Source organism: Pantoea sp. SM3640, from assembly GCF_015654165.1.
Taxonomy (GTDB): Bacteria; Pseudomonadota; Gammaproteobacteria; order Enterobacterales; family Enterobacteriaceae; genus Pantoea; species Pantoea vagans.
In genome coordinates, this window is sequence record NZ_CP064872.1 from 2,344,977 (window position 1) to 2,368,630 (window position 23,654).

The following is a 23,654-nucleotide window of genomic DNA, read 5'->3' on the forward strand; positions in this document are numbered from 1 at the left end:
TACGTTCCCCGTCAACCGGGCTGGCAGACATCAAAGTGGGCGCCAGCAGGCGAAAACGCTTCTGGCTATAGGGATGTTATCGGCTTGCTTAAGTGAAACTTGAGGCGTAATGATCAGAACAGGTCGCCCATATCCTGGCTGTACGCTTTGACGACTTTGTCGCCCATACTTTTGAATTGCTGAATCATTCCCACCAGCTTTTGCGCATATTTCGGATCGGTGGCGTAGCCTGCCGCCTGTAACGCCTGCGCACCCTGCTCTGCCGATGTGGCGTTGGTTACCGCCGCATAGCGTGGGTTATTGGACAGGAGTTTGACGTAGTCCGTCAGCGCCTCGAAATAGGAGTTATACACCCTGAAGCTGGCACGCACTTTCTTCGCTGCACCCTGCTCATATTCGGTGGTCATGATATCGGTGGTCTCACCTTTCCAGTCGCCACTGGCTTTAATGCCAAACACGTTATAGCTCGGCTTGCCGTCGCGGGTCAGGATCTGACGCTGGCCCCAGCCCGACTCCAGCGCAGCCTGCGCCAGAATCAGGTGATGCGGAATGCCACTCTGCTGACTGGCAGCCTGTGCCGGTTGCGTCAGCTGGGCGATAAACTCACGGCTGTCGCTCGGCAGCCCGGTCGGTGATGCGACCGGCGGCAGACGCGGCATCGCCTTACGCACCATCTGCTCCAGCTGCTGGGCGGGCAGTGGTGTGGCCCCGCTGGTGCTGAGAATAAAGCTGTTATCCAGCTTCATCGGCACCGTACCGGCTTTTTCATCCGGCGCGGTGGCGGGCTGCATCTGTTTGACGATGGTTTCCGCCAGGCCGAGGCCACGCTTGCCCATCTCCTGTGCAATCTGCTGGTCATACATAGAGGTAAAGAGTTTGGTCTGCTCGTTGCCCATAATGCCGTCCTGCGGCAACGCATCACGCATACTCTTCAGCATCATCTGTACAAACATCCCTTCGACCTGACGTGCAACCTGCAACGCATGTCCTTTCGGATCGTTGCTCGCCTGGCGTTTAAGATCATTCAGGGAGCGGCTGTCGAAAGCCGGACTCGTGACAGATTGCATATCAGCCATCAGATAATTTCCAGTTTGGCACGCAGACAGCCGGCACTTTGCATCGACTGCAGAATCGACATCAGTTCGATAGGTGATGCACCCAGCGCATTCAGCGCACGCACTACGTTGTTCAGGTTAGCGCTGGCATTGACGCGCTGCAGCGCACCGCCGGTCTGGCGCAGATCGATCTGGGTCTGCGTCGTCGCCACGGTCTGACCACCGGCCAGCGGTGTATCAGGCTGACTGACGTTCTGCTGCTGGTTAACCGTCACTGACAGGTTGCCCTGCGCCACTGCACACTGATTCAGCGTGACTTCGCGGTTCATAACGACTGAGCCAGTACGGGAGTTGATGATCACTTTGGCATCTTCAACCGGAATCGAGACATCAATGTTCTGGATCTCGGCCAGCAGACGCACCTGCGCACCATTATTCGGTGACACGCGGATCTGCACGGTACGGGCATCCAGCGGCTGCGCTGCGCCATAACCGCCACGGGCGTTGATCGCATCAGCAATACGCTGCGTCATTGAGAAGTCTTCGTTATTAAGCTGCAGGTTAATGGTGTTCTGCGAACCAAAGTTGCTCTGCAGTTCACGTTCAACCGTTGCACCGCCGGTGATACGGCCACCGTTCAGCTGGTTGACCTGAACGCTGCTGCCACCCGCAGAGGCACCCGCACCACCGACCAGGATGTTGCCCTGCGCCAGCGCATAGACCTGGTTATCAACCCCTTTCATCGGCGTCATTAACAGCGTGCCGCCGCGCAGGCTTTTGGCGTTACCCAGTGATGAGACCACTACATCCAGGTTCTGTCCCTGACGGGCAAACGACGGCAGCTTAGCGGTCACCATAACGGCTGCCACGTTTTTCAGCTGCATGTTGGTACCCGCAGGCACGGTGATGCCAAGCTGTGACAGCATGTTGCTCACTGTCTGGGTAGTAAATGGCGTCTGCGTGGTCTGGTCACCGGTGCCATCCAGGCCCACGACCAGGCCGTAGCCCAGCAGCTGGTTATCACGTACGCCCTGTATCGTGGTTAAATCGCGAATCAAATCGGCTTTGGCCAGCAGGCTGACGCCCAGCAGCAGCGCCAGTCCGGCGCGTAACAGCGTTAACTTTTTCATTGAAACCTCTTACATCGGCGAGATGTTCAGGAAGAAACGCTGGAACCAGCCCATGGTCTGCGCCTCATTGATGTAACCATTTCCGACGTACTCAATACGTGCATCGGCGACAGCGGTAGATAACACGGCGTTACTGGCGCTGATGGTGCGTGGGTTGACCACGCCCGAGAAGCGAATGAACTCCGTGCCCTGATTAATGGCGATCTGTTTTTCACCGACCACGTGCAGGTTGCCGTTTGACAACACCTGATCCACGGTGACGGTAATGGTGCCGGTAAAGGTGTTATTGGCAGATGCGCCGCCTTTACCTGCGAAGTCGTTTTTGCCTTCGGCGCTGAGATTGGCTTTTTCGCCACCTGCACCCACCAGGCCTGCCAGACCCGTCGGCACGCCGCTTACACCAAAGCTGTTGCTGCCGTCGCGGCTGGCACTGGCTGAGGAGCTTTTGCTGGCGCTGACGTTTTCCTGCAGCGTGATGGTCAGGGTATCGCCGATGTTGCGTGGACGGCGATCTTCAAACAGCGGCTGATAGCCGTAGTTAAGTGGCGCGACGCCCTGGAATATAGAGCCGTTGACCACCGGTGGCGCGGACGGCATTGGTTGCGCTGTAGTTGCACCTTCGACCAGCGGGGTACGCGGGACCAGGGCACATCCGTTGAGGGTTAGCAGCAACGAGGCGACTAACCAATGTCCAGGCTTGAGAATCTGTTGCTTCGCCACGGCGTCACGACCTTATTAATGTCTGTCATTCAGGCCAGCACGGGCTGGCCCTGTTCGGGATTAAAGCTGAGTTAATTTCGCCAGCATCTGATCAGAGGTACTGATCGCCTTGCTGTTGATTTCGTAAGCGCGCTGCGTCTGAATCATCGTGACCAGCTCTTCCGCCACGTTTACGTTCGAGGTTTCGGTGTAGCCCTGATAGAGCAGACCCGCGCCGTTCTGGCCTGGGGTGCTGTCTGTCGGTGCGCCCGATGCCTGCGTTTCTTTGTAGAGGTTTTCACCCACGCTATCGAGACCGGCGTCGTTCATAAAGGTGCTCAGTGTTAACTGACCGACCTGCGCGGCCTGGGCCTGCCCCTGCTGCGTCACGCTGACCACACCGTCACGCGACACCGTAATGCTGGTGGCGTTGGCCGGAATGGTAATGCCTGGCTGCACCGGGAAACCGGAGTTGGTCACCAGCTGGCCGTTCTGATCAACCTGAAACGCGCCATCACGGGTATACGCAGAGGTGCCGTCCGGCATCTGAATCTGAAAATAACCCTGACCGTTAATAGCGATATCTTTTGAGTTACTGGTCTGCGACAGGTTGCCCTGGGTGTGCAGACGCTCAGTGGTCACCGGACGAACACCGGTACCGATCTGCAGGCCCGATGGCAGCGTTGTCTGTTCTGATGACTGCGTGCCCGGCTGGCGCATAGTCTGGTACATCAGATCTTCGAACACGGCACGTGAACGTTTAAAACCGTTGGTGCTAACGTTTGCCAGGTTGTTGGCAATGACGTCCATGTTCATCTGCTGCGCATCAAGACCGGTCTTAGCGATCCATAAAGAACGAATCATGTTGTTATCCTCGCGCCTTAGCTCATGTTCAGGAGCTGATTGGCTTTTTGTTCATTTTCGTCGACGTTGGTGATGACTTTCATCTGCATCTCAAAACGTCGGGCGTTGGCGATCATATCGACCATGGTTTCCACTGGTTTGACGTTGCTGCCTTCCAGCACGCCAGGCATCACCTGCATAGTGGCGTCAGCCTGCAGTGCAGCACCGCGGGTCGCCTGCGTCGACGCAGTAGGACGGAACATGCCGTCATCACTGCGCTGCAGCTCCTGCCCGGTTGCCCTGACCAGCTTCAGCTTGCCCAGCTGAACCGTGGCGTTCGGTGAATCACCGGCATTCAGCCCGGTGATGGAGCCGTCTGCCGCAATGGTGATTTCCGTACCCTGCGGGATCACAATCGGACCGCCATCGCCCATCACAGGATTGCCCTGAACCGTCAGCGTACCGGTCGGACTGATTTGCATATTGCCGTTGCGGGTATAGGCTTCGCTGCCGTCAGCGGTACGCACCGCCAGCCAGCCATCCTGCTGCACCGCCACATCGAGCGGACGCTCGGTGTAATCCATCGCGCCCTGACTCATGTCGGCGCCGGGTGTAGAGGCGGCGACCAGCGTACGGGTCGGCAGCGACCAGCCACTCACCGGCACCGCGCGCAGCGCATTCAGCTGTGCACGAAAACCGGGGGTAGAGGCGTTGGCGAGGTTGCTGGCGGTAACCGCCTGCTGATCCAGCGTCTGGCTGGCCGCGCCCATCGCGGTATATATCGCGTGATCCATATGGCAATCCTGTTAGCGAATTAACGTAAGTTAACCAGCGTGTTGAGAATCTGGTCCTGAGTTTTGATGGTCTGCGCATTCGCCTGATAGTTACGCTGTGCGACGATCATGTTCACCAGCTCTTTACTCATGTCGACGTTGGACGATTCCAGTGCGCCCGCCGTCAGTGAGCCGAAGGTGCCGGTGTTAGCCAGACCAATGGCTGCCTGACCGGATGCACTCGAAGCCTGCCAGACGTTGTCGCCTTTCGATTCCAGACCTTCCGGGTTTGAGAAGCTCGACAGGACAATCTGACCCAGCAGCTGGGTTTTCTGGTTTGAGTAGCTGCCGGTAATGGTGCCGTCATCATTGATCGCGTAGCTGGTCAGATCGCCTGGCGCATAGCCATCCTGCGTCGGGCTGCCAAAGGTGGTAGCGCCGGTGTTCTGCTGCAGGCTGCCCAGCATGCTCAGGTTGATCGGCTGATTGGCGACCGCGCCATTGGCGCCGCCTACGTTCAGCGTCAGGCCGACGGTGCCATCCGTGGTGGTGCTCACAACGGCACCGGCGGCATCGAGCTTAGAGACGCTGGTCAGCTTACCGCTGGTGTCAAACGCCATTCTGAAGTCACCCGCTGAGGTGCCGGTGTTGCCATCAATGGTGTGGACGGTCCAGCTGTTGCTGGTAGTGTCTTTCACGAAATACATGTCGAGCGCGTGGTCATTACCCTGCGAATCGAACACGGTGGCGGTGGTTTTCTTGTTGTAGCTGTCTGCGTTCGCCGTCGAGAAGGTGGTCACCGTTGGCGTGGTATCCGTTGAGTTCAGGTTGGCAACCAGACCGGCGGTAGTGGTGGCGCGGGCTGACATCTGCGTGGTAGGGATCTTCAGCGCCACCGGGTTCGCACCCGCCTGGATGGTGGCCGGTGAACCGCTTGCCGGATAGCCGGTCACGTTCAGACCCTGGGTGTTCACCAGGTTACGGTTGGCATCCAGCGTTAACTGGCCGTTACGTGAATAGAAGACGCCGCCGCTGCTGTCGGTCATACGGAAGAAACCGTTGCCGCTCAGCGCAACGTCCAGGCCACGGCTGGTCGTGGTGGTCGCGCCATCGTTAAAGTTCTGGATCACCGCAGCGACTTTGGTACCGAGACCGACGTTAGAACCGGCAAACATATCGGCAAACGCGATGGTGCTGGATTTAAAGCCCGCTGTCGCGGAGTTAGCAATGTTGTTACCGATGACATCAAGGTTACTTGAAGCAGCACCAAGGCCGCTGACCGCTTGGGAAAATGACATGTGTTTGTTTCCTGTCTACAGGTTAATCAGAGAATCTGACGTACGTCGTCAAGGGTGGCGGAGCCCATGGTGCCGAGATCCAGTTTTGTGGTGTTGTTCGCAGTACTCACCCCATTGACGTAGGCGTAGTTAAGCGGTTGTGCCACCAGTTGTGTGTTGCCATTGCTTGCGGCAATCGCAACGCTGTATTTACCATCCGGTGCGACAGAGCCATCAGTCAGCTTGCCATCCCACGAGAAGGTGTGGACGCCAGCGCTCAGCGCGCCCAGATCGACGGTGTCGATCACCGTGCCATTGGCATCTTTAATGGTGGCGGATGCGCCGGTAGAGGCGGAAGCCAGCTCCACGCCAAATGGCGTTGTGGTGCCGTTGCCTACCAGAATCTGTCCGCCATTAACCATCACGCCATGCCCAATCAGCGTGGAGCTCTGCAGCGACTGGCTGGTGCTGATCTGTCCGGAGATCGATCCCAGTGTGGTATTCAGTTTTTCAATGCCGCTCAGGGTATTGATCTGTGCCAGCTGCGTGGTGAGCTGGCTGTTATCCATTGGATTGGTTGGATCCTGGTTTTTTAACTGCGTCACCAGCATGGTCAGGAACTGATTCTGCAGATCCTGCGCGTTGTTGCCGGTGCCACTGGTGCTGGATGAGCTAAGGACCGTGGGGTCCAGCTTTTCATTAACGCCTACCGCGATAGCCATAATTTTTCTCCGTTATTGCCCGATCGTCAGGGTTTTCATCATCATCGACTTCACGGTGTTGAGCACCTCGACGTTGGCCTGGTAGCTGCGTGACGCCGACATGGTGTTGACGCTTTCAGAAACCACATCCACGTTCGGCATCTTCACGTAGCCTTTGGCATCGGCCATCGGGTTGCCCGGGTCATAGACCAGCTTCGCAGGGGTAGGATCGTCCACGACGCGTGCCACTTTCACACCGCCGGTCGCTGAACCCGGTGCCGCATCAGTCTGGAAGACCACCTGCTTTGCCACGTAAGGCTTGCCATCGGGGCCGGTGACGCTGTCGGCGTTTGCCAGGTTACTGGCACTGACGTTTAATCGCTGTGATTGCGCGGTCATCGCTGAGCCGGCAATGTCAAAAATATTCAGCAAGGCCATAATTATTGCCCTTGTAACACGCTCATCATGCCTTTGATCTGGCTACTGATGAGGGTGAGGTCGGTTTGATATTTCAGGCTGTTATCCGCGAACTGTGTACGCTCACGGTCCATATCTACGGTGTTGCCGTCGGCAGCCGGCTGATCAGGAATGCGATAAAGCATATCCATTGATGGCGCCCCGTTTGTCTGTGCTTCAATGTGGCGAGCTGATGTGACTTTTAACGCCATGCTGCTGCCTTCCGCACGACCATTGGACATCACCCGACTCAGCTCGCTGGCAAAGTCGATATCCCGGGCCTGATAACCAGGGGTATCGGCGTTGGCAATATTTGACGCCAGGATCTCCTGACGTTGAGCACGCAGGTTGAGGGCCTCCGTTCCAAATTTCAGCGCCGCATCCAGTTTGTCGAGCATGTTTCCTCCGCGTATGAGAATTTCGAGCTCGCAGCTTAATTTGAAAAAGCAAGCCGTCATCGTCTGAATAACGCCTTAAATGACCGCTATTTTGACAATTGAGGATTTTTCTTAACGGGTACACTCGTCGCCATCATCAGTGAGGAACTGCACAATGCGTCGATATCTGACTCTTCTGACCAGCCTGCTGGTCGTGATCGCCCTGCCGGCTGCTGCCGGGGATCTCAATGCACAACTGAATCAATTTTTTAAAGCGCGTGACGCTCAGCATGCTGAAGGCATGGTGGTAGTGGTTCGCACGCCGAAAGAGCAATGGCCAGCCTGTGAGACGCCTAAGTTTACCCTGCCAGGCAATAGCCGGTTATGGGGCAACATGAGCGTGGCGGCAAACTGCGATGAGAATCGCCGTTATATCCAGGTACAGGTTCAGGTCACCGGTTCCTATCTGGTGGCGACCCGGCTGCTGAACCAGGGCAGCAGCGTCAGCGAAAGTGATTTCACGCTGCAGACCGGCCGCCTTGATACCCTGCCTGCCCGCGCCCTGCTGAATGCGGACGCAGTCGCAGACGCCGTAGTGCTGCGTGATATCCAGCCAGGACAGCCGATTAATCCCTCCACGCTGCGTCAGCCATGGCGTGTTAAGGCGGGTCAGAATGTGATGGTGATTGCCAGCGGCGACGGCTTTGACGCCAGCGGTGAAGGCAAGGCGCTGAACAATGCCGCCCGCTCGCAGTCAGTTCGGGTGAGGATGGGAAATGGCCAGATTGTCAGCGGTAAGGTGCGCGAGGATGGGAATATTCTTATAACGCTGTAAAGTGTTAAAGAAGCCCGCAGTGATGCCGATAGAAGAATCAACAAAGCGATAACGCTATTATGATTCAGGTGGCAGACTTCCCCTGACCGTACAGGAGCCCGAATATGAGCATTGACAGAACGCAACCTCTGAAACCCGCCAGCACCGTACAGAGCCGCGACAGCAGTGAGTCTGGCAGCAGCAAAGTGCGTCAGAGTGCCAGCCCGGTAGCAGCCACGACCCCCGCTGCAGCTCAGGTCAGCCTGAGCAGCGCGCAGTCGCAGCTGATGCAGCCGAGCAGCAAAGATATTAACGTCGAGCGCGTTGAACAACTGAAAACCGCCATTCGTAATGGCGAACTGAAGATGGATGCCGGCAAAATCGCCGATGCGCTGATTGCCGACACTAAGGCGTATTTAGAGGGTAATTAATTCCCATGAGTAATTTGCAGACCACATTAGATAAGATGCAGGACGTGCTGGCGTCGCTTTCAGCGGTGCTGGAAGAAGAGCAGCAGCAACTGGCAGCGGGCAGCATTAACAGCAACCTGTTACAACGCATCACCGAAGATAAAAGTGCGCTGCTCAGTACGCTGAACTATCTGGATGAGATGCGCCGCACCGCTGAACAGAGTCAGGCGACATCGGCACCTTATCGTGGTCAGAACGACATGGCGCGCCGCTGGGACACTATTCAGCAGCATACCCGTCGTCTGCAGGATGCCAATGTTCATAATGGCATGCTGCTGCAGCATCAGATTCGCTACACGGAAAATGCACTTGAAGTGCTGAAGCCGCATCAGACTCAGGCCTTCTATGGCCCGGATGGGATGGGTAAAGGCCAGGCGACGTTAAGTCGTAAAGCCTGATCCGAAAAGTAGCGAAAAAAAATCCCGCCTGGTGCGGGATTTTTTATTGGTGCGTTTTTTCCTTCACCATGATTAGCTTTGAAATTGAGCCTGCACAGGGAACAGGGGCAGATCGGAAAGACGCTAAAGCCAATCCCTGGCCGCTCGTCCCGCGCGATTACGCACCTCATCCCTGAGGTGCGCCCGTTGCCGGGCCAACGCTTCGCGTTGTTCAAAAACGCTCCCGGCGTTTTTGTCCAGGGCGCGGGACGCTTTCCTCCTCTGCCCCTGTTACCTGCGCGTTGAGTTTATTTATTGCGGCAAGCTTTACACAGCCGTGCGCCGCGCATAGTCACGCAGCCGGAAGCCCAGCAGCCCCAGCGCCAGGAAATAAGCCCCGCCGCCGACAGCACAAACCGCCGCCAGACGCAGCAGTCGCCACAGCATGGCGCCCTGTTCCCAGGCCGGCATCCACTGCAGCATGGCAAACAGCGCGCCGGCCATCACCACTACAGCGATCAGCAGGCGGAGCAGGAAGCTGCTCCAGCCCGGCTGCGGCATAAAGATATTCTTCTTACGCAGCTGCCAGTAGAGCAGCGACGCATTCAGACAGGCCGCCAGACCAATCGACAGTGACAGACCGGCATGTTTCAGCGGGCCAATAAACGCCAGGTTCATTAGCTGCGTCATGATCAGCGTGATAATCGCGATTTTCACCGGCGTTTTGATGTCCTGACGGGAATAGAAGCCCGGCGCCAGCACCTTAACCACAATCAGGCCCATCAGTCCGACGGAGTAGGCGATCAGCGCACGCTGCGTCATCAATGCATCAAAGGCGGTGAACTTACCGTACTGGAACAGCGCCACGGTCAGCGGACCGGAGAGCATGCCCAGCGCCACGGCACTCGGCAGCGCCAGCAGGAAGCAGAGGCGCAGACCCCAGTCCATCAGTCGGGAATATTCATCATGGTTGCCGCTGGCAAAACTTTTAGCCAGCGACGGCAGCAGAATGGTGCCCAGCGCCACGCCCAGCACACCCGAAGGAAACTCCATCAGGCGATCCGCGTAGTACATCCAGGAGACCGAACCCGAAACCAGAAACGAGGCGAAGATGGTGTTGATGATCAGCGAGATCTGACTGACGGAAACGCCCAGAATGGCCGGTCCCATCTGACGCATCACTCGCCACACGCCCGCGTCGCGCAGATTAAGACGCGGCAGCACCAGCATTCCCAGCTTTTTCAGGTGAGGAAGCTGATAGCCGAGCTGCAGCACGCCGCCCGCGACTACCGCCCAGGCCAGCGCCATTACCGGTGGATGAAAGTGCGGCGCAGCAAACAGCGCAAAACCAATCATGCTGACATTCAGCAGGGTTGGCGCAAACGCCGGCACCGAGAAGCGGTTCCATGTGTTCAGCACCGCCCCCGCCAGCGAGGCCAGCGAAATCAGCATAATGTAGGGGAACGTCACCCGCAGCAGCGAGCTGGTCAGGGCAAACTTATCGGCACTGTCGGCAAAGCCGGGGGCCGTGACCATGATGACCCAGGGCGCAGCGATCATCCCCGCCACCGTGACCAGCGCCAGTGCCAGCGTCAGCAGTCCTGAGACGTACGCCAGGAACAGTTTCGTCGCCTCTTCACCCTGCTTGCTTTTATATTCAGCCAGAATCGGCACAAACGCCTGAGAGAATGCGCCTTCAGCAAAAATACGGCGCAGCAGATTGGGCAGTTTAAACGCAACAAAGAAGGCATCGGTTGCCATTCCGGCACCAAACACCCGCGCCACGATGGCATCACGGGCAAAGCCCAGTACGCGGGAAAACAGGGTCATAGAACTGACCGCTGCCAGCGATTTCAACAAATTCATAATTGACGGCGCATCCTGAAAAGAATCGGCAAAAAAGAGAATTAGCGCGGGCACCCGAGGATGCCCGGCGACAGTCTACTGCCACGGAGGGAAATGACCAGCACGGAGTGTTACAAGGCGTTATTCCTGCGTCGCCTCACGCCACAGTTTTTCCACCACACGCTGCGCCATCAGCGCCTGCTCACCGCTGGTTTCAGGCTTCGTCTGATTTTGTATGCAGTCAATAAAATGGCGTGCGGCACCGCTGAAGCCGCGTTGCGTCAGATGACTCTGCCAGGCAGGCGGCGGAGTGATTAGCAGGCCATCACTGCGCTCTTCCTGCCAGTCGCGCATCTCGCTGATGTCGATGCACTTACCGTCACACACTGCGCTGACCCGCTCGCGCTGACTGCCTGCGCGCCGGTGCATGCTGGTGGTGATCGCCAGGCCTTCAACCGCGAAATGGTGTTCGGCATAGAGCATCTGCCCCTGCTCGTTGGTATCAATGCGTCCGTGAACCTGGCGAAACGGCTTGCCGCCCAGCCAGAGCGCGGTGTCCACCACATGCAGGTAGTCATCAAGCAGGGTAAAGCGAAGATCCCATGGTCCAACACTGTCGCTGCGGTGCTTTTCAATCCGCAGAGAAGCCGCGCCAGCCATCTCCGCCCGCAGCTGCTGATAGCGCGGGGCGAACCGGCGGTTAAATGCCACCATCAGTTTACGCTGGCGTTTTTCCGCCAGCGCCACCAGCGCTTCAGCCTGCTCCAGGGTTTCAGCCAGCGGCTTGTCGACGCAGACATCTTTTCCTGCCAGCAGCAGCGCCCTGACCACCTCATAGTGGGTGGCGGTGCTGCTGTGAACAAACACCGCGTCGCAGGCTGCGGCTAATTCATTCAATGAGCCAAAGCACTGCATGCGATAGCTGTCACAGATCGGGCGGGCTTTGGCCTGATTCGGGGAAAACGCCCCCACCAGCGTCCAGTCTGTTGCGGCCGACAGCACCGGCAGCCAGGCTTTCTGTGCGATACCGCCCAATCCCACCACGCCAATACGTAATGTCATCTCAGCTCTCCGGTTGCAGCAATTGGGTGAGTTGTGCCTGAAGCGCGGCGACCTGCTGTTCCAGCGTAGTGACGCGCGCCGCCAGGTCGCCCTGCTCTTCCGGCGCGTCGGCAGCCTGATGGGCGTCATCTTCATCGCCCAGCAGATGCATAAAGCGGCTTTCACGCTTGCCTGGCTCACGCGCCAGGCGGATGACCTGTGCACTGTCTTCGCGCTGCATCAAGCCTTCCAGCGTCTGCTCGACGTCGCCGACATCACTGAACTCGTGCAGACGTCCGCTGCGGGTACGCAGTTCGCCTGGCGTCTGCGGCCCGCGCAACAGCAGCAGGGTGAGAAGAGCGACTTCCGCACTATTGAGTTTCAGTGTACCAAACGCGGAATTACAGAAACGCTGCTCATATTTCACCACCCGCTGTCCGGCGGCGCTGCTGCCGGTGACCAGATGACGCTTTTCGAGCTGATCGAGCTGATTCTGTACCTCGCTTTCACTCAGCTCCATCACCGGCTCGCGATTCGATTTCTGATTACAGGCCACCACTACGCCATTCAGTGACAGCGGATACTGCTCTGGCGTGGTGACCTGCTTCTCCAGCAGGCAGCCCAGCACGCGCAATGCCTGCGCGGATAAAGCCATCTTCATGCTCGCGTCCTCATTATTGTCCACGCCGGTCAGGCGTCCATTCCCGCAGGGTTAAGGCCGTCAGCACGTGATCCTGCCAGCGTCCGTCGATCAGCAGATAATCTTTCGCGTAACCCTCTTTTTCAAAACCGAGTCGCGCCAGCAGATCGCCGCTGCGCTGGTTGTGCGGCATGTAGTTCGCCATGATGCGGTGAATATGCTGCTGGCGCTGCATATAGCGGATAGCCGACTGCAAGGCTTCAAACATCAGCCCCTGCCCCTGCCACTTTTCACCCAGTGAATAGCCGAGATAACAGGCGTGAAAGGAACCGCGCAGCACGTTGCTGAAGTTCGCCACGCCCCGCACTTCGGTTTCATCGCTGTCCATTAAAATGAAATAGAAGGCCGACCCCTGCTTATGCATGTCGGAAATCAGCCCGAGGCGCGCCTGCCAGCCCGACGGGTAGCAGTGGCTGTCATCGCGCACCGGCTCCCACGGTTTTAAAAACAGGCGGTTTTCCGAATAGTAATCTGCCATTCGCCAGGCATCACGTTCGTGAACCAGACGGACCACCAGTCGATCGGTGGTTAATCGCACCCTGGGCGCGGCAGAACGATAGCCAAACATCCTGACTCCTGAAATCAATGGCTGTGAGTGATAGCCGTCATTACCCGGCTTTCACTATAACCGCCGCCTGGGCTGCGGTAAAACGTTACAGCGGTTTAGCTTTAAAGAGGTTGATTTTGCTCTGTTATCACAGCGATGACCCGTCGGTTCGCCCGGCTACAGCCACCAATCTTGGCTGGCAGGTTTGCCCTGCAGGGTAATCTCTTCCATACTTTTTGAGCGCCCGAAAACAGGATGAATTGATTCACTCTGTTAAACACTAAACCTGTAAAAATCCCGGAGATCAGGATGAAACTCTATATCTATGACCACTGTCCTTTCTGCGTTAAGGCGCGAATGATTTTCGGTCTGAAGAATAAGCCGGTTGAGCTGGTGGTGATGCTCAACGACGATGAAGAGACGCCAAAACGACTGATCGGGCAGAAAATGGCACCGATTCTGCAAAAGCAGGATGGCAGCGCAATGCCTGAAAGCATGGAGATCGTGCATTACGTCGATCAGCAGGATGGCGCGCCGCTGATCACCGGCGCGCTGAACCCGGCGATTGGCGACTGGCTGCGCCACATGAACAGCTATGTCAATAAACTGCTGCTGCCGCGCATTGCCGAAGCGGCCTTTGCCGAATTCGCGACGCCTGAGGCGCGTGCCTATTTCCGCAGCAAAAAACAGGCGAGCCTCGGTGATTTTGAAACGCTGAAGAGTCACTCTGCCGGGCTGATTAAGAATGTGAGTGAGGATCTGCGCAAACTGGACAAACTCATCGTTCAGCCTAATGCGGTAAACGGCGAACTGTCGGAAGATGATTTTAATCTCTTCCCGCTACTGCGCTCCCTGACGCTGGTCGCCGGTATCGACTGGCCGAGCCGGGTGGCGGACTACCGCGATAACATGGCCAAACAGACCCAGGTTAATCTGCTTTCTTCGATAGCGCATTAGTCCCGCCCTGATGAGAGACGCTGCGGCGTTTCTCATCCCTTTCCTGATGACACCCGTCACGCATTCAGGCAGGCTATGGCCTGTTTACTGGCTCTGATATTCAGGATAAAGATCGATGAAAAAGGCTTTTTTCGGGCTGACTGCCCTGTTGATGGCGCTGCTGGTCAGCGGCTGTAATCAACTGACGCAATACACCATCAGCGAACAGGAAGTAAACCAGGCGCTGCAGAAGCACAACAACTACGAGAAGGATATTGGCGTTTCCGGACTGGTTAACGCACACATCGTGCTGAACAACCTGACCAGTCAGATTGGCCGCGAAGAGCCGGGTAAAGTGACGCTCTCCGGCAACGCTAAAATTAATGTGACCTCATTGTTTGGCCCGCAGCAGGCCGATATGCAACTGAAGATGCGTGCTCAGCCGGTTTATGATCAGCAGCAGGGCGCAATTTATCTGCGCGATCTGGAGATTGTCGATGCCCAGGTTGCCCCGGAAAAAATGGCCTCAATCATGAAGACGCTGACGCCTTATCTGAATCAGTCGCTGAAAAGCTATTTTGATCAAAAACCCGCCTATGTGCTCAGCGCTGACCGCAGCAAAGGCGAATCGCTGGCGAAAAAATTTGCCAAAGGACTGGAAGTGAAGCCCGGCGAACTGGTCATTCCCTTTACGCAGTAATCCCGATTTCCGCGCCTACTGGCGCGGATTTTCTCTGGCGGCATAAAAAGCAGGTGCAAACGGTTGCCTGAATCCTTATGCTTAGACCCCGGCCAAAACACGCCTTTTGTTTCCTTTCTGCCGGAGCTTCACTGATGACAGCACAACCTCAGCAACTTACCCTGCGTCGCCCTGACGACTGGCATATTCATCTTCGGGATGATGAGATGCTCAAAACGGTCCTGCCCTATACCAGCGCGGTGAATGGTCGTGCCATTGTGATGCCAAACCTGGTGCCGCCGGTAACCAGCGTGGCGGACGGTGAAGCATACCGTGATCGCATTCTGGCGGCACTGCCCGCCGATCACGCCTTTACGCCGCTGATGACCTGCTACCTGACCGACTCGCTGGATCCTGATGAGCTTGAGCGCGGTTTCACCGCCGGTCTGTTCACCGCGGCGAAGCTCTATCCGGCGCACGCTACCACCAACTCCAGTCATGGCGTGACCAATATCGCGTCGATTGCCCGCGTGCTGGATCGGATGCAGACGCTCGGTATGCCACTGCTGATCCATGGTGAAGTGACTGATGCACATATCGACATTTTTGACCGCGAAGCCCGCTTTATCGAAACCGTGATGGTGCCGCTCCGCAGCCAGTTTCCGGCACTGAAAGTGGTGATGGAGCACATTACGACGCAGGACGCCGCTGAATATGTTGCTGATGCCGGTGAGACGCTGGGCGCAACCATTACCCCGCAGCATCTGATGTTTAACCGCAACCATATGCTGGTGGGCGGAATTCGCCCGCACCTCTACTGCCTGCCCATCCTTAAGCGCAACGTGCATCAGGAAGCGCTGCGTAAAGTGGTAGCGAGCGGGAATCCACGCTTCTTCCTTGGCACCGATACCGCGCCGCATCTGCGTCATCTTAAAGAGGCCAGCTGCGGCTGTGCGGGCGTTTTTAATGCGCCGACGTCGTTGCCCGCCTACGCCACCGTTTTTGAAGAGCTGAATGCGCTGGAACATTTTGAAGCGTTCTGTTCTGAAAATGGCCCGCGTTTTTACGGTCTGCCACTGAATGAGGGGACGATCACGCTGGTGCGTGAGCCGTGGCAGGTGCCGGAGTCAATTGCGCTCGGCAGCCACTCACTGGTGCCGTTCCTGGCCGGTGAAACGCTGAACTGGCGCATCGCATAATTTTACTTGCCTCCGGACCACCAATACTGTAAATATATACAGCATCTTAACCGGAGGCTATTATGCGCGTTGAAATTACCGTATCCAATACCCGACCTCTTCCTGCTGGCGCGATAGAAGCGTTAAGCGATGAATTATCGCGCCGCATCGACGAACAGTTCCCTGACTCGACCAATCACGTCAAGGTACGTTACGCCAGTGCTAACAATCTCAGCGTGCTGGGCGGTGGAAAAGAGACGCGCGACCAGATCAGCGAAATCCTGCAGCAGACGTGGGAAAGCGCTGACGACTGGTTCATTACTGATTAACCGCCACTGTGCTTTTTTTCCGGGTGTCGCCACCCGGTTTTTTTATCTTTTCTCCCCTCTCGCACTTCCCCCTCTCTGCATCTAGACTCTTAATGATCAATGCCCTATCCTTGCGCTCGTCACGCATAACAGGAGGTGCGACACCATGACTACTGATAAACCGGAAGAGGCGATGACCTTTGGTGAGTTGTTAGCACTGATTGGTGATCAGCAGCGTCGTTTAACGGTGCTGGAAAATGCCTTTTCCAGTCTGATTTTCTGTCTTGACGATCGTGCCAGTCAGTTGCTGGTGCACAATCTGTCGCTGGAAGCCCAAAATCAAAACCATGATGAGCAGCTTCAGCAGCACTTTGCCCGTCTGGCAGAAACACTGCAAAAACGTGGCGGCGGCATCGTGCCGGAAACCCCGGCACTTTAAGCCCGTTCACGCGGCTTAACCCGCTTTTTGCATGCCCATTGAACAGTGATAAAAATGCCTGCCCGTCAGGCATTTTATTTTTCAACGCCCTCCTTTCAAACGCAAATATTCTGTGAGAAGCTGGCTCACGGCATTTTTTAAACAGTGATACCCGGGTTTACTGTTATAATTGTTTCGCTATCGGAATAAAAAAGCCGCATTGAACCTCATCATGCACTTCGTTTAACGAGTAATAAGGAGGTTATAATGGACAGAAGAAAAGACGTTATCCAGACCCATCCACTGGTGGGCTGGGACATCAGTACCGTTGATAGCTATGACGCCATGATGATCCGCCTGCACTCGCTGTCGTCGCAGGATCAAAAAGAAGAAGAAGCGGATGTTGGCCCGACCTACTGGCTGACAACGGATGTGGCAAGGCAGTTTATCTCGATCCTCGAAGCAGGCATCGCCAAGATAGAATCAGCCGAGCAACCAGAACGACTCCTCAATAAGCATTAATTTCTGCCGCATCAAAGAGGCGCCCTCAGGGGTGCCTTTTTCGTTTCTGTTTCTGGTATGCTTTTGATTATGTGACTCTTAGAGTGTCGTTATCATGATTTATGATCTTATCGTCGTCGGCAGCGGCTCAGTGGGCGCGGCGGCTGGCTACTATGCTACCCAGGCGGGTTTATCGGTATTAATGATCGACAGCGCCCATCCTCCCCACAATCAGGGAACGCATCATGGCGAGAGCCGGCTGATTCGTCACGCGTATGGTGAAGGCGAACGTTATGTTCCGCTGGTTCTGCGGGCGCAGACGCTGTGGGATGAGCTGGAACAGCGCGCCGGTGAGCGCATCATGCACCGCAGCGGCGTACTTAACCTTGCACCTGACCACTCCCCCTTTATCCGGAACGTTATCGACAGCGCGAGCCGCTGGCAGCTCAATATCGAAGTGATGCAGCCCGATGACGTGCGTAAGCGCTGGCCGCAAATCAACGTGCCAGAGGGTTATCTGGGCGTCTTTGAGCCGCAGTCCGGCTTTCTGAAATGTGAACAGGCGGTTCGGAGCTGGATCCAGCTGGCGGAACAGGCGGGCTGTGCGCAGCTGTTTAACTGCCCGGTCTCAGAGATTGGTCGTGATGGCGACCTGCAGCAGGTCACCACTCTGGATGGCATCTATCGGGGCCGCAAAATGCTGATAAGCGCTGGCACCTGGGTCGGCAAATTAATCCCTGGCCTGCCGGTTGCCCCTACCCGCAAAGTATTTGCCTGGTATCAGGCAGATGGCCGCTACAGCGAGAATAATAAGTTTCCCGGCTTTACGGTTGAAATGGCAGATGGCAGCCAGTTTTACGGCTTTCCAGCGGATAATAACGCACTGAAGGTAGGTCGCCATGATGGCGGTCAGCTGATGCAGCAGCCTGAAGATCGTAAACCTTTTGGCGCGGTAGCGGCGGACGGCAGTGAGGCCTTTGGTTTTCTCCGTCAGTTTTTACCTGGCGTCGGCGTCTGTCTGCATGGCGAAGCCTGCAGCTACGATTTCAGCCCGGACGAAGACTTTATTATCGATACCCTGCCGGGTGAACCTGACCGCCTGTTAATCACTGGACTCAGCGGACATGGTTTTAAATTTGCCAGCGTGTTAGGCGAGCTTGCTGCGGAATTCGCACAGCAAAAACCGTTCTCCTTTGATTTGTCCCCCTTCCGCCTCTCGCGTTTCTGACTCTGATAACGGGTGGCATCAGTCTGATGCCGCCCTGTTGACATAATCTGACGAAAAATGAATCTTACTGACATAATGGTGATTTATATTTCGCCCATATCGTTAATTAACGTTGACGACTAACCCGCCAGAAATATCTCATTCAGTAATACTGGTCATTTCACCGCAGTTTTATTCAACCTTTTCATCCCGGAAATTAAAATTTATAGAAGCGTAAGGTCGATTGCTTTTATATTTCATAATGTGGATGCTTATTTCAGATTATTTCTTCATGAAAACCACATTATGTTATTACGTAATACACCTCATCAGTTTGGACTGGTTGCTGTGCTACTACACTGGTCAATGGCGCTGGCGATTTATGCCATGTTTGCACTGGGACTCTGGATGGTGGGTCTCGGCTATTACGACAGCTGGTACCACGATGCACCGGAAATCCATAAAAGTATTGGCGTCATCCTGTTGCTGACACTGATCCTTCGCCTGCTGTGGCGCGTTATTTCCCCGCCGCCAAAGCCGCTGAGCAGCTATTCCCCGCTGGTGCGCATCAGTTCGGTAGTGGCGCACCTGCTCCTTTATACCCTGTTGCTGGCCATTCTGATCAGTGGCTATCTGATCTCCACCGCCGATGGCAAACCGATCGCCGTATTTAACTGGTTTACGCTGCCCGCGCTGTTCAGCGGCGCAGGCGAACAGGCAGACCTGGCAGGCGACATTCATCTCTGGCTAGCCTGGACGGTTGTGGTCCTGTCGGTACTGCATGGTCTGGCTGCGCTTAAGCATCACCTTATCGATCGCGATATCACCCTAAAACGGATGTCAGGTTTACGTCTCCCCTCTCCCTCTGAAAAGGATAAATAATATGTTTAAGAAGACCCTGCTGGCGATGACCGGTGCCAGCCTGCTGCTCGGTTCAATGACTGCCAATGCCGCGGACTATAAGATTGATAAAGAGGGCCAGCACGCCTTTATTCAGTTCCGTATCCAGCATCTGGGTTACAGTTGGCTCTACGGCACCTTCAAAGATTTTGACGGCAGCTTCACCTTCGATGAGAAGAACCCGGCCGCAGATAAAGTTGACGTGACCATTAACACCAGTAGCGTTGACACCAATCATGCGGAGCGTGACAAGCACCTGCGTAGCGCTGACTTCCTGAACAGCAGCAAAAACCCGCAGGCAACGTTCAAATCTACAGCAGTGAAGAAAGAGGGTGACGAGCTAAAGATTACCGGCGATCTCACGCTGAATGGCGTGACTAAACCGGTGACGCTGGAGGCGAAAATGCTGGGTGAAGGCAAAGATCCGTGGGGCGGCTACCGCGCAGGCTTTGAAGCCGAAGGCGAAATTACACTGAAAGATTTTAATATTACCAAAGATCTGGGGCCAGCTTCGCAGAAGGTTGAGCTGATGATCTCGGTTGAAGGTGTGCGCCAGTAAAACAGCAAGCCGCCTGAAGTTCACTTCAGGCGGCCACGCTTATTTCTTCACTGGCGACGGAATAGTCATGTTTAACAGGCCACGCGACTTGTTAAAGATCTTGTTGCCATTCTCACGTCCCGCCCGGCGAGCGCGCTGCTCCTCCGGTGAGAGTTTTGCTTCTTCCTGACAGATCGGGCTACAGCAGTTCTCAAACTTCTCTGCGCAGCTTTTGCACTGGATAAACAGCAGATGACAGCCGTCATTCACGCAATTGACATGGGTATCACAGGGTTCGCCGCACTGATGACAGTTCGACAGCACGTCGTCAGAGATCCGCTCCCCCATCCGCTCATCAAACACAAAGTTTTTGCCTTTGAAGCGAACCGGTAATCCCTGTTCACGGGCGCGTCGGGCATACTCGATGATGCCGCCTTCAATGTGGTAGACATCCTCGAAGCCGTTATGCCGCATCCAGGCGCTCGCCTTTTCACAGCGGATCCCGCCGGTGCAGTACATGACGATCTTTTTGTCTTTCTGATCCTGCAACATATCAACCGCCATCGGCAGCTGATCGCGGAAGGTATCAGCAGGTACTTCCAGTGCATTATCGAAGCGACCCACTTCATATTCGTAGTGGTTACGCATGTCAACGAACAGGGCGTTAGGATCGTCCAGCATGGCGTTAACTTCTGCCGCTTTAAGATACTGACCCACGTCGCTGGCATCAAAGCTGTCGTCTTCAATACCGTCCGCCACAATGCGGTCGCGCACTTTAAGACGCAGCACCCAGAATGATTTTCCATCGTCATCCAGCGCAATGTTCATGCGCAGGTTGTTGAGCGCCGGGTCAAAGCCATACAGCCACGCTTTCATCTTTTCATACTGACTGGCGGGCACGCTGATCTGCGCATTGATGCCTTCATGCGCGACATAGACGCGGCCAAAGACTTTGAGTGACGTCAGGCCAAGGTAGAGCGCATCGCGGAAGGCTTTAGGGTCGGCAATCTGGAAATATTTATAAAAAGAGACAGTAGTGCGCGGCTCGGTTTCAGCCAGCATGCGCGCCTTTAGCTCTTTATTGGAAACGAGGTTATGTAACACTGGCATGGTGTTCTTTCCTGTTATCAATAGGAGAAATTTAGCGGGCACATGATACCTGATTTCACCGGGATGCAAAGGCCAGTCTCGGAATTATGCGCGGATTGCTGTTTTTTCCGGCACTATCTGGTTATTTAACATCAGCCTACAGTAGCCTGTTCTGTCAGTGATATTTATACGCACGATAAAAACTGGCACAATGGCGTAAATCAATGAGATATCAGCACTGAATGGTGCGCGACGCAGGAAAATTAACCTTCACATGACTCAGTTGCCTCAGTTTTCACGAGAACTGCTTCACCCGCGCTATTGGCTGACCTGGCTGGGTGTCGCTTCTCTTTATCTTTTGGTGCTACTTCCTTATCCCCTGCTTTATGTGCTCGGCTGCAATATTGGTCGTATTGGGATGCGTTTTATGAAGCGCCGCGTCAATATAGCCCGACGTAATCTGGAATTAACATTTCCGGATATGCCGGTTAATGAACGCGAAGCGATGGTTAAGCACAATTTCGAATCAGTCGGCATGGGATTGATTGAGACCGGTATGGCGTGGTTCTGGCCGGACTGGCGCATCAACAAATGGCATAAGCCTTCGGGACTGGAGCATATCCAGCAGGCGCGCGATAGTCAGCGTGGCGTACTGCTCATTGGCATGCACTTTCTGACACTGGAGATTGGTGCACGCATGTTTGGCATCCATAATCCTGGCATTGGCGTCTATCGTCCTAATGACAACAAACTGATCGACTGGCTGCAGGTAAAAGGCCGGATGCGGTCGAATAAAAGCATGATCGACCGCAAAGATCTCAAAGGCATGATCCGTGCACTGAAGAACGGTGACATCATCTGGTACGCACCCGATCACGATTATGGCCCGCGTAGCAGCGTCTTTGTGCCCTTTTTTGCCGTGGAAAAAGCAGCCACGACGGTGGGCACTCATCTGCTGATCCGCACCGGCAAACCGGCGGTTATCCCCTTCGTGCCACGTCGTCTGCCCGGCGGACGTGGTTATGAACTGATGATACTGCCTGACATCAGCGCCGAATTTACGCTGGAAAGCGATGAAGTGACCGCCGCCAGAATGAATAAAGTGGTCGAAGAGGGCGTCCTGCTGGCCCCCGAACAGTACATGTGGCTCCACCGCCGCTTTAAAACGCGCCCCGAAGGCGAGCCTTCACGTTATTAATCAGTTCGCGCTAAATGTCCGCCAGGCATTTAGCGCGTTTCTGACCCGACATCCAGCTAAATAAATCAGTCGCTCATCACAGAAGAATCCTTTCAGCCATATTTCAGTGCCAGTGATGAGTATGGGACTATAGACGGAATATAATTTCTTTCTGTTTACCGTTAAACTCGCTAACCCATTCCTTTACCGGAAAGCGCTGCGCGCGCACTTTAGCTTTTTATTAATTAATATTGCATCGATCTCGGTTTAATTTCATCTGGCGCTATTTATTCCGTATTCCAGGCCTAATCCTATTTAGCCAGCCTTAATGGTATCTCCGCGCTTATGAATAGATAAAAATTAACTTATTTTACAATCAATTACTTGGTTAATTTGGCTTATATTCCATTTTGCTTTTTTTTAACGTGCTGATAGATCGTTATGGAATTTGTAGTCGTTTATGCTTATCGGTAATTTCATTTGTAACAGTCAGACCTTTAATGGACCTGACTAAAATTATAAAAAGACAATACACAGCAACCTCTAACGGGACAGATTATATGAACAAAGGTCTCTACTATTACGTTACTATCAGCACCGATCAGGACAACTATCATTTTCTGCATCGAAAGGGGTGCAAACGCCTGCCAGATAAAGACGAGCTGATATTTATCGGCACACTATATAATCTGAGTCAGGCACTTTCGATCGCCAGAATTAATTTTAAGAAAGTGAAGCCCTGTATAAAATGTTGTATCCGCTACTCCGCACCGGTGATTCATGAGTCTGTTCAACCTGTTCTGCACTTCCCGCAAAAGATGATCTGACCCTGGCTGGCGGGAAATGGCTTATTTCCCGCCAGTTGCACCGCCCTGCCCTTTCCCTCCCTCAGATTTCGTCTATCCTTCACTGAAATCAAAACAATCCGTAGTTAATGAACCCGTAAGGAGAAGAGCGATGAGCATGTACAGTACGTTAGAGGAAGCGATTGATGCTGCACGTGAGGAGTTTCTCGCTAACAACCCTGAAGTGGATGAAGAAGAAGCCTCAATCGGTCAGTTTGGTCTGCAGAAATATGTGATGCAGGACGGCGATATCATGTGGCAGGCTGAGTTCCTGGCAGATGAAGGTGATGCGGGTGAATGTCTGCCTTTCCGCAGCGGTGAAGGCGCACAGGCTATTTTTGATGCTGACTTTGATGAAGTGGAGCTGCGTCAGGAGTGGCTGGCGGAAAATACGCTGCACGAGTGGGATGATGGCGAATTCCAGCTGGAGCCGCCGCTTGACACCGAAGAGGGTGAAGCAGCGGCACAAGAGTGGGAGGATGATAACAGCGACTCCGATCGCAGTTATTCGTAAGGACCGTGACTGGCATCCACCGGTAACAATAGGGTGTCCATCACCAGGGACAGCGGCAGATCAAGGATAGTCAGTACCCGCCACCCGCTGTCACGCACATCCCACTGCACGCCGGGATAATATTGATTACCGTGCCCCTGTCCGGGCACGGTACGGCTGATAATACTGCCGCATCCGCTTAAACAGAGCACAGCCGCAACGATAACGCCTGTCTTTAATAACCCTTTCACCACTGATATCCGCCCTGAACAGCCGTTGA

30 protein-coding genes are annotated in these 23,654 nt (G+C 55.0%); 15 read left to right on the forward strand and 15 right to left on the reverse strand.

Features of this window, described 5'->3' with window-relative positions; all coding sequences use genetic code 11:
- Positions 1 to 113: 113 nt before the first annotated feature.
- Genes flgJ through flgB form a run of 9 tightly spaced genes read right to left on the reverse strand, consistent with a single transcriptional unit; the run spans position 114 to position 7,332 of the window.
- Positions 114 to 1,076, reverse strand: coding sequence for a flagellar assembly peptidoglycan hydrolase FlgJ (gene flgJ / locus IV493_RS10860; RefSeq protein ID WP_013357446.1), 963 nt, complete (start codon positions 1,074 to 1,076; stop codon positions 114 to 116).
- On the reverse strand, positions 1,076 to 2,185 hold the full coding sequence (locus IV493_RS10865; protein WP_195857136.1) for a flagellar basal body P-ring protein FlgI: 1,110 nt from the start codon (positions 2,183 to 2,185) through the stop codon (positions 1,076 to 1,078). The genes flgJ and IV493_RS10865 overlap by 1 nt, the downstream gene beginning before the upstream one ends.
- Before the next feature lie 9 nt (positions 2,186 to 2,194).
- Positions 2,195 to 2,905 carry a flagellar basal body L-ring protein FlgH gene (locus IV493_RS10870; RefSeq protein WP_033732242.1) on the reverse strand — a complete coding sequence of 237 codons (711 nt, stop codon included), beginning with the start codon at positions 2,903 to 2,905 and terminating at the stop codon, positions 2,195 to 2,197.
- A 60-nt stretch (positions 2,906 to 2,965) separates the two neighbouring features.
- Positions 2,966 to 3,748: a flagellar basal-body rod protein FlgG gene (flgG, locus tag IV493_RS10875; RefSeq protein WP_003849881.1), complete on the reverse strand. Its 783-nt coding sequence runs from the start codon at positions 3,746 to 3,748 to the stop codon at positions 2,966 to 2,968.
- Positions 3,749 to 3,765: 17 nt separating this feature from the next.
- A complete protein-coding gene (locus tag IV493_RS10880) occupies positions 3,766 to 4,521 on the reverse strand; it encodes a flagellar basal body rod protein FlgF (protein WP_013357443.1) in 756 nt (251 codons plus the stop codon).
- 20 nt (positions 4,522 to 4,541) lie between these two features.
- The gene (flgE, locus tag IV493_RS10885) at positions 4,542 to 5,798 is read right to left on the reverse strand and encodes a flagellar hook protein FlgE (RefSeq protein WP_195857137.1); all 1,257 of its coding nucleotides are present in this window, start codon (positions 5,796 to 5,798) and stop codon (positions 4,542 to 4,544) included.
- A gap of 26 nt (positions 5,799 to 5,824) precedes the next feature.
- Complete coding sequence (flgD, locus tag IV493_RS10890) at positions 5,825 to 6,499, reverse strand: flagellar hook assembly protein FlgD (protein WP_013357441.1); 675 nt, start codon at positions 6,497 to 6,499, stop codon at positions 5,825 to 5,827.
- A 12-nt stretch (positions 6,500 to 6,511) separates the two neighbouring features.
- Positions 6,512 to 6,916, reverse strand: coding sequence for a flagellar basal body rod protein FlgC (gene flgC, locus IV493_RS10895; RefSeq protein ID WP_013357440.1), 405 nt, complete (start codon positions 6,914 to 6,916; stop codon positions 6,512 to 6,514).
- Between the two features lie 2 nt (positions 6,917 to 6,918).
- On the reverse strand, positions 6,919 to 7,332 hold the full coding sequence (gene flgB / locus IV493_RS10900; RefSeq protein ID WP_013357439.1) for a flagellar basal body rod protein FlgB: 414 nt from the start codon (positions 7,330 to 7,332) through the stop codon (positions 6,919 to 6,921).
- A gap of 154 nt (positions 7,333 to 7,486) precedes the next feature.
- Here flgB and flgA point away from each other — a divergent pair, with 154 nt between their 5' ends.
- The 3 genes from flgA (at position 7,487) to flgN (ending at position 8,993) form a co-directional block, all read left to right on the forward strand.
- Positions 7,487 to 8,146 carry a flagellar basal body P-ring formation chaperone FlgA gene (gene flgA / locus IV493_RS10905; protein ID WP_013357438.1) on the forward strand — a complete coding sequence of 220 codons (660 nt, stop codon included), beginning with the start codon at positions 7,487 to 7,489 and terminating at the stop codon, positions 8,144 to 8,146.
- Positions 8,147 to 8,250: 104 nt separating this feature from the next.
- The gene (gene flgM, locus IV493_RS10910) at positions 8,251 to 8,556 is read left to right on the forward strand and encodes a flagellar biosynthesis anti-sigma factor FlgM (protein WP_095707389.1); all 306 of its coding nucleotides are present in this window, start codon (positions 8,251 to 8,253) and stop codon (positions 8,554 to 8,556) included.
- A 5-nt stretch (positions 8,557 to 8,561) separates the two neighbouring features.
- A complete protein-coding gene (gene flgN, locus IV493_RS10915) occupies positions 8,562 to 8,993 on the forward strand; it encodes a flagellar export chaperone FlgN (protein ID WP_013357436.1) in 432 nt (143 codons plus the stop codon).
- Positions 8,994 to 9,299: 306 nt separating this feature from the next.
- Here flgN and murJ read toward each other — a convergent pair whose 3' ends face one another.
- The 4 genes from murJ to rimJ form a co-directional block, all read right to left on the reverse strand.
- Positions 9,300 to 10,838: a murein biosynthesis integral membrane protein MurJ gene (murJ, locus tag IV493_RS10920; RefSeq protein WP_033782617.1), complete on the reverse strand. Its 1,539-nt coding sequence runs from the start codon at positions 10,836 to 10,838 to the stop codon at positions 9,300 to 9,302.
- 120 nt (positions 10,839 to 10,958) lie between these two features.
- Positions 10,959 to 11,879: a Gfo/Idh/MocA family protein gene (locus IV493_RS10925; protein ID WP_195857138.1), complete on the reverse strand. Its 921-nt coding sequence runs from the start codon at positions 11,877 to 11,879 to the stop codon at positions 10,959 to 10,961.
- 1 nt (position 11,880) lies between these two features.
- Positions 11,881 to 12,519: a DUF480 domain-containing protein gene (locus IV493_RS10930; protein ID WP_147788400.1), complete on the reverse strand. Its 639-nt coding sequence runs from the start codon at positions 12,517 to 12,519 to the stop codon at positions 11,881 to 11,883.
- Positions 12,520 to 12,532: 13 nt separating this feature from the next.
- Positions 12,533 to 13,126, reverse strand: coding sequence for a ribosomal protein S5-alanine N-acetyltransferase (gene rimJ / locus IV493_RS10935; RefSeq protein ID WP_013357432.1), 594 nt, complete (start codon positions 13,124 to 13,126; stop codon positions 12,533 to 12,535).
- 288 nt (positions 13,127 to 13,414) lie between these two features.
- On the opposite strand from rimJ, the gene grxB reads away from it, so the two are divergent.
- The 9 genes from grxB to IV493_RS10980 all read left to right on the forward strand — a co-directional run bounded on the left by grxB (position 13,415) and on the right by IV493_RS10980 (position 19,791).
- A complete protein-coding gene (gene grxB, locus IV493_RS10940) occupies positions 13,415 to 14,062 on the forward strand; it encodes a glutaredoxin 2 (RefSeq protein WP_013357431.1) in 648 nt (215 codons plus the stop codon).
- 115 nt (positions 14,063 to 14,177) lie between these two features.
- On the forward strand, positions 14,178 to 14,741 hold the full coding sequence (locus IV493_RS10945; RefSeq protein ID WP_013357430.1) for a lipoprotein: 564 nt from the start codon (positions 14,178 to 14,180) through the stop codon (positions 14,739 to 14,741).
- A gap of 134 nt (positions 14,742 to 14,875) precedes the next feature.
- Positions 14,876 to 15,919: a dihydroorotase gene (gene pyrC / locus IV493_RS10950; protein ID WP_195857139.1), complete on the forward strand. Its 1,044-nt coding sequence runs from the start codon at positions 14,876 to 14,878 to the stop codon at positions 15,917 to 15,919.
- A 62-nt stretch (positions 15,920 to 15,981) separates the two neighbouring features.
- Positions 15,982 to 16,227 carry a DNA damage-inducible protein I gene (gene dinI / locus IV493_RS10955; protein ID WP_003849907.1) on the forward strand — a complete coding sequence of 82 codons (246 nt, stop codon included), beginning with the start codon at positions 15,982 to 15,984 and terminating at the stop codon, positions 16,225 to 16,227.
- 145 nt (positions 16,228 to 16,372) lie between these two features.
- Positions 16,373 to 16,645, forward strand: a complete 273-nt coding sequence (locus IV493_RS10960) for a hypothetical protein (RefSeq protein ID WP_013357428.1) — start codon at positions 16,373 to 16,375, stop codon at positions 16,643 to 16,645.
- 246 nt (positions 16,646 to 16,891) lie between these two features.
- Positions 16,892 to 17,146, forward strand: a complete 255-nt coding sequence (bssS, locus tag IV493_RS10965; RefSeq protein WP_013357427.1) for a biofilm formation regulator BssS — start codon at positions 16,892 to 16,894, stop codon at positions 17,144 to 17,146.
- Positions 17,147 to 17,240: 94 nt separating this feature from the next.
- Positions 17,241 to 18,353, forward strand: coding sequence for an N-methyl-L-tryptophan oxidase (solA, locus tag IV493_RS10970; protein WP_013357426.1), 1,113 nt, complete (start codon positions 17,241 to 17,243; stop codon positions 18,351 to 18,353).
- A 285-nt stretch (positions 18,354 to 18,638) separates the two neighbouring features.
- Positions 18,639 to 19,214, forward strand: coding sequence for a cytochrome b (locus tag IV493_RS10975; protein WP_147788402.1), 576 nt, complete (start codon positions 18,639 to 18,641; stop codon positions 19,212 to 19,214).
- A gap of 1 nt (position 19,215) precedes the next feature.
- On the forward strand, positions 19,216 to 19,791 hold the full coding sequence (locus IV493_RS10980) for a YceI family protein (RefSeq protein WP_195857140.1): 576 nt from the start codon (positions 19,216 to 19,218) through the stop codon (positions 19,789 to 19,791).
- A gap of 39 nt (positions 19,792 to 19,830) precedes the next feature.
- Here IV493_RS10980 and IV493_RS10985 read toward each other — a convergent pair whose 3' ends face one another.
- A complete protein-coding gene (locus tag IV493_RS10985) occupies positions 19,831 to 20,880 on the reverse strand; it encodes a rhodanese-related sulfurtransferase (protein WP_195857141.1) in 1,050 nt (349 codons plus the stop codon).
- A 253-nt stretch (positions 20,881 to 21,133) separates the two neighbouring features.
- Here IV493_RS10985 and IV493_RS10990 point away from each other — a divergent pair, with 253 nt between their 5' ends.
- The 3 genes from IV493_RS10990 (at position 21,134) to IV493_RS10995 (ending at position 23,395) form a co-directional block, all read left to right on the forward strand.
- Positions 21,134 to 22,057, forward strand: a complete 924-nt coding sequence (locus IV493_RS10990; protein WP_013357422.1) for a Kdo(2)-lipid IV(A) acyltransferase — start codon at positions 21,134 to 21,136, stop codon at positions 22,055 to 22,057.
- Between the two features lie 539 nt (positions 22,058 to 22,596).
- Entirely contained in the window at positions 22,597 to 22,863 is a 267-nt protein-coding gene (locus IV493_RS18565; protein WP_041457193.1) for a hypothetical protein, read from the forward strand.
- Positions 22,864 to 22,993: 130 nt separating this feature from the next.
- Complete coding sequence (locus tag IV493_RS10995; RefSeq protein WP_013357421.1) at positions 22,994 to 23,395, forward strand: MysB family protein; 402 nt, start codon at positions 22,994 to 22,996, stop codon at positions 23,393 to 23,395.
- On the opposite strand, the gene IV493_RS11000 is transcribed toward IV493_RS10995, so the two are convergent.
- On the reverse strand, positions 23,386 to 23,598 hold the full coding sequence (locus IV493_RS11000; RefSeq protein ID WP_161733850.1) for a YceK/YidQ family lipoprotein: 213 nt from the start codon (positions 23,596 to 23,598) through the stop codon (positions 23,386 to 23,388). The genes IV493_RS10995 and IV493_RS11000 overlap by 10 nt on opposite strands.
- Positions 23,599 to 23,654 lie beyond the last annotated feature (56 nt).

Excerpts from the sequence above, each read along its gene's own strand:
- murJ (WP_033782617.1), bottom strand. The coding sequence starts at position 10,838 with ATGAATTTGTTGAAATCGCTGGCAGCGGTCAGTTCTATGACCCTGTTT.
- bssS (WP_013357427.1), top strand. The coding sequence starts at position 16,892 with ATGGACAGAAGAAAAGACGTTATCCAGACCCATCCACTGGTGGGCTGG.
- IV493_RS18565 (WP_041457193.1), top strand. The coding sequence starts at position 22,597 with ATGAACAAAGGTCTCTACTATTACGTTACTATCAGCACCGATCAGGAC.
- flgG (WP_003849881.1), bottom strand. The coding sequence starts at position 3,748 with ATGATTCGTTCTTTATGGATCGCTAAGACCGGTCTTGATGCGCAGCAG.
- pyrC (WP_195857139.1), top strand. The coding sequence starts at position 14,876 with ATGACAGCACAACCTCAGCAACTTACCCTGCGTCGCCCTGACGACTGG.
- dinI (WP_003849907.1), top strand. The coding sequence starts at position 15,982 with ATGCGCGTTGAAATTACCGTATCCAATACCCGACCTCTTCCTGCTGGC.
- flgE (WP_195857137.1), bottom strand. The coding sequence starts at position 5,798 with ATGTCATTTTCCCAAGCGGTCAGCGGCCTTGGTGCTGCTTCAAGTAAC.
- rimJ (WP_013357432.1), bottom strand. The coding sequence starts at position 13,126 with ATGTTTGGCTATCGTTCTGCCGCGCCCAGGGTGCGATTAACCACCGAT.
- IV493_RS10985 (WP_195857141.1), bottom strand. The coding sequence starts at position 20,880 with ATGCCAGTGTTACATAACCTCGTTTCCAATAAAGAGCTAAAGGCGCGC.
- flgA (WP_013357438.1), top strand. The coding sequence starts at position 7,487 with ATGCGTCGATATCTGACTCTTCTGACCAGCCTGCTGGTCGTGATCGCC.
- flgD (WP_013357441.1), bottom strand. The coding sequence starts at position 6,499 with ATGGCTATCGCGGTAGGCGTTAATGAAAAGCTGGACCCCACGGTCCTT.
- IV493_RS10980 (WP_195857140.1), top strand. The coding sequence starts at position 19,216 with ATGTTTAAGAAGACCCTGCTGGCGATGACCGGTGCCAGCCTGCTGCTC.
- flgB (WP_013357439.1), bottom strand. The coding sequence starts at position 7,332 with ATGCTCGACAAACTGGATGCGGCGCTGAAATTTGGAACGGAGGCCCTC.
- IV493_RS10945 (WP_013357430.1), top strand. The coding sequence starts at position 14,178 with ATGAAAAAGGCTTTTTTCGGGCTGACTGCCCTGTTGATGGCGCTGCTG.
- IV493_RS10925 (WP_195857138.1), bottom strand. The coding sequence starts at position 11,879 with ATGACATTACGTATTGGCGTGGTGGGATTGGGCGGTATCGCACAGAAA.
- IV493_RS10975 (WP_147788402.1), top strand. The coding sequence starts at position 18,639 with ATGTTATTACGTAATACACCTCATCAGTTTGGACTGGTTGCTGTGCTA.
- flgJ (WP_013357446.1), bottom strand. The coding sequence starts at position 1,076 with ATGGCTGATATGCAATCTGTCACGAGTCCGGCTTTCGACAGCCGCTCC.
- IV493_RS10995 (WP_013357421.1), top strand. The coding sequence starts at position 22,994 with ATGAGCATGTACAGTACGTTAGAGGAAGCGATTGATGCTGCACGTGAG.
- flgC (WP_013357440.1), bottom strand. The coding sequence starts at position 6,916 with ATGGCCTTGCTGAATATTTTTGACATTGCCGGCTCAGCGATGACCGCG.
- IV493_RS10880 (WP_013357443.1), bottom strand. The coding sequence starts at position 4,521 with ATGGATCACGCGATATATACCGCGATGGGCGCGGCCAGCCAGACGCTG.
- IV493_RS10865 (WP_195857136.1), bottom strand. The coding sequence starts at position 2,185 with ATGAAAAAGTTAACGCTGTTACGCGCCGGACTGGCGCTGCTGCTGGGC.
- IV493_RS10930 (WP_147788400.1), bottom strand. The coding sequence starts at position 12,519 with ATGAAGATGGCTTTATCCGCGCAGGCATTGCGCGTGCTGGGCTGCCTG.
- grxB (WP_013357431.1), top strand. The coding sequence starts at position 13,415 with ATGAAACTCTATATCTATGACCACTGTCCTTTCTGCGTTAAGGCGCGA.
- flgM (WP_095707389.1), top strand. The coding sequence starts at position 8,251 with ATGAGCATTGACAGAACGCAACCTCTGAAACCCGCCAGCACCGTACAG.
- IV493_RS10990 (WP_013357422.1), top strand. The coding sequence starts at position 21,134 with ATGACTCAGTTGCCTCAGTTTTCACGAGAACTGCTTCACCCGCGCTAT.
- IV493_RS10960 (WP_013357428.1), top strand. The coding sequence starts at position 16,373 with ATGACTACTGATAAACCGGAAGAGGCGATGACCTTTGGTGAGTTGTTA.
- solA (WP_013357426.1), top strand. The coding sequence starts at position 17,241 with ATGATTTATGATCTTATCGTCGTCGGCAGCGGCTCAGTGGGCGCGGCG.
- flgN (WP_013357436.1), top strand. The coding sequence starts at position 8,562 with ATGAGTAATTTGCAGACCACATTAGATAAGATGCAGGACGTGCTGGCG.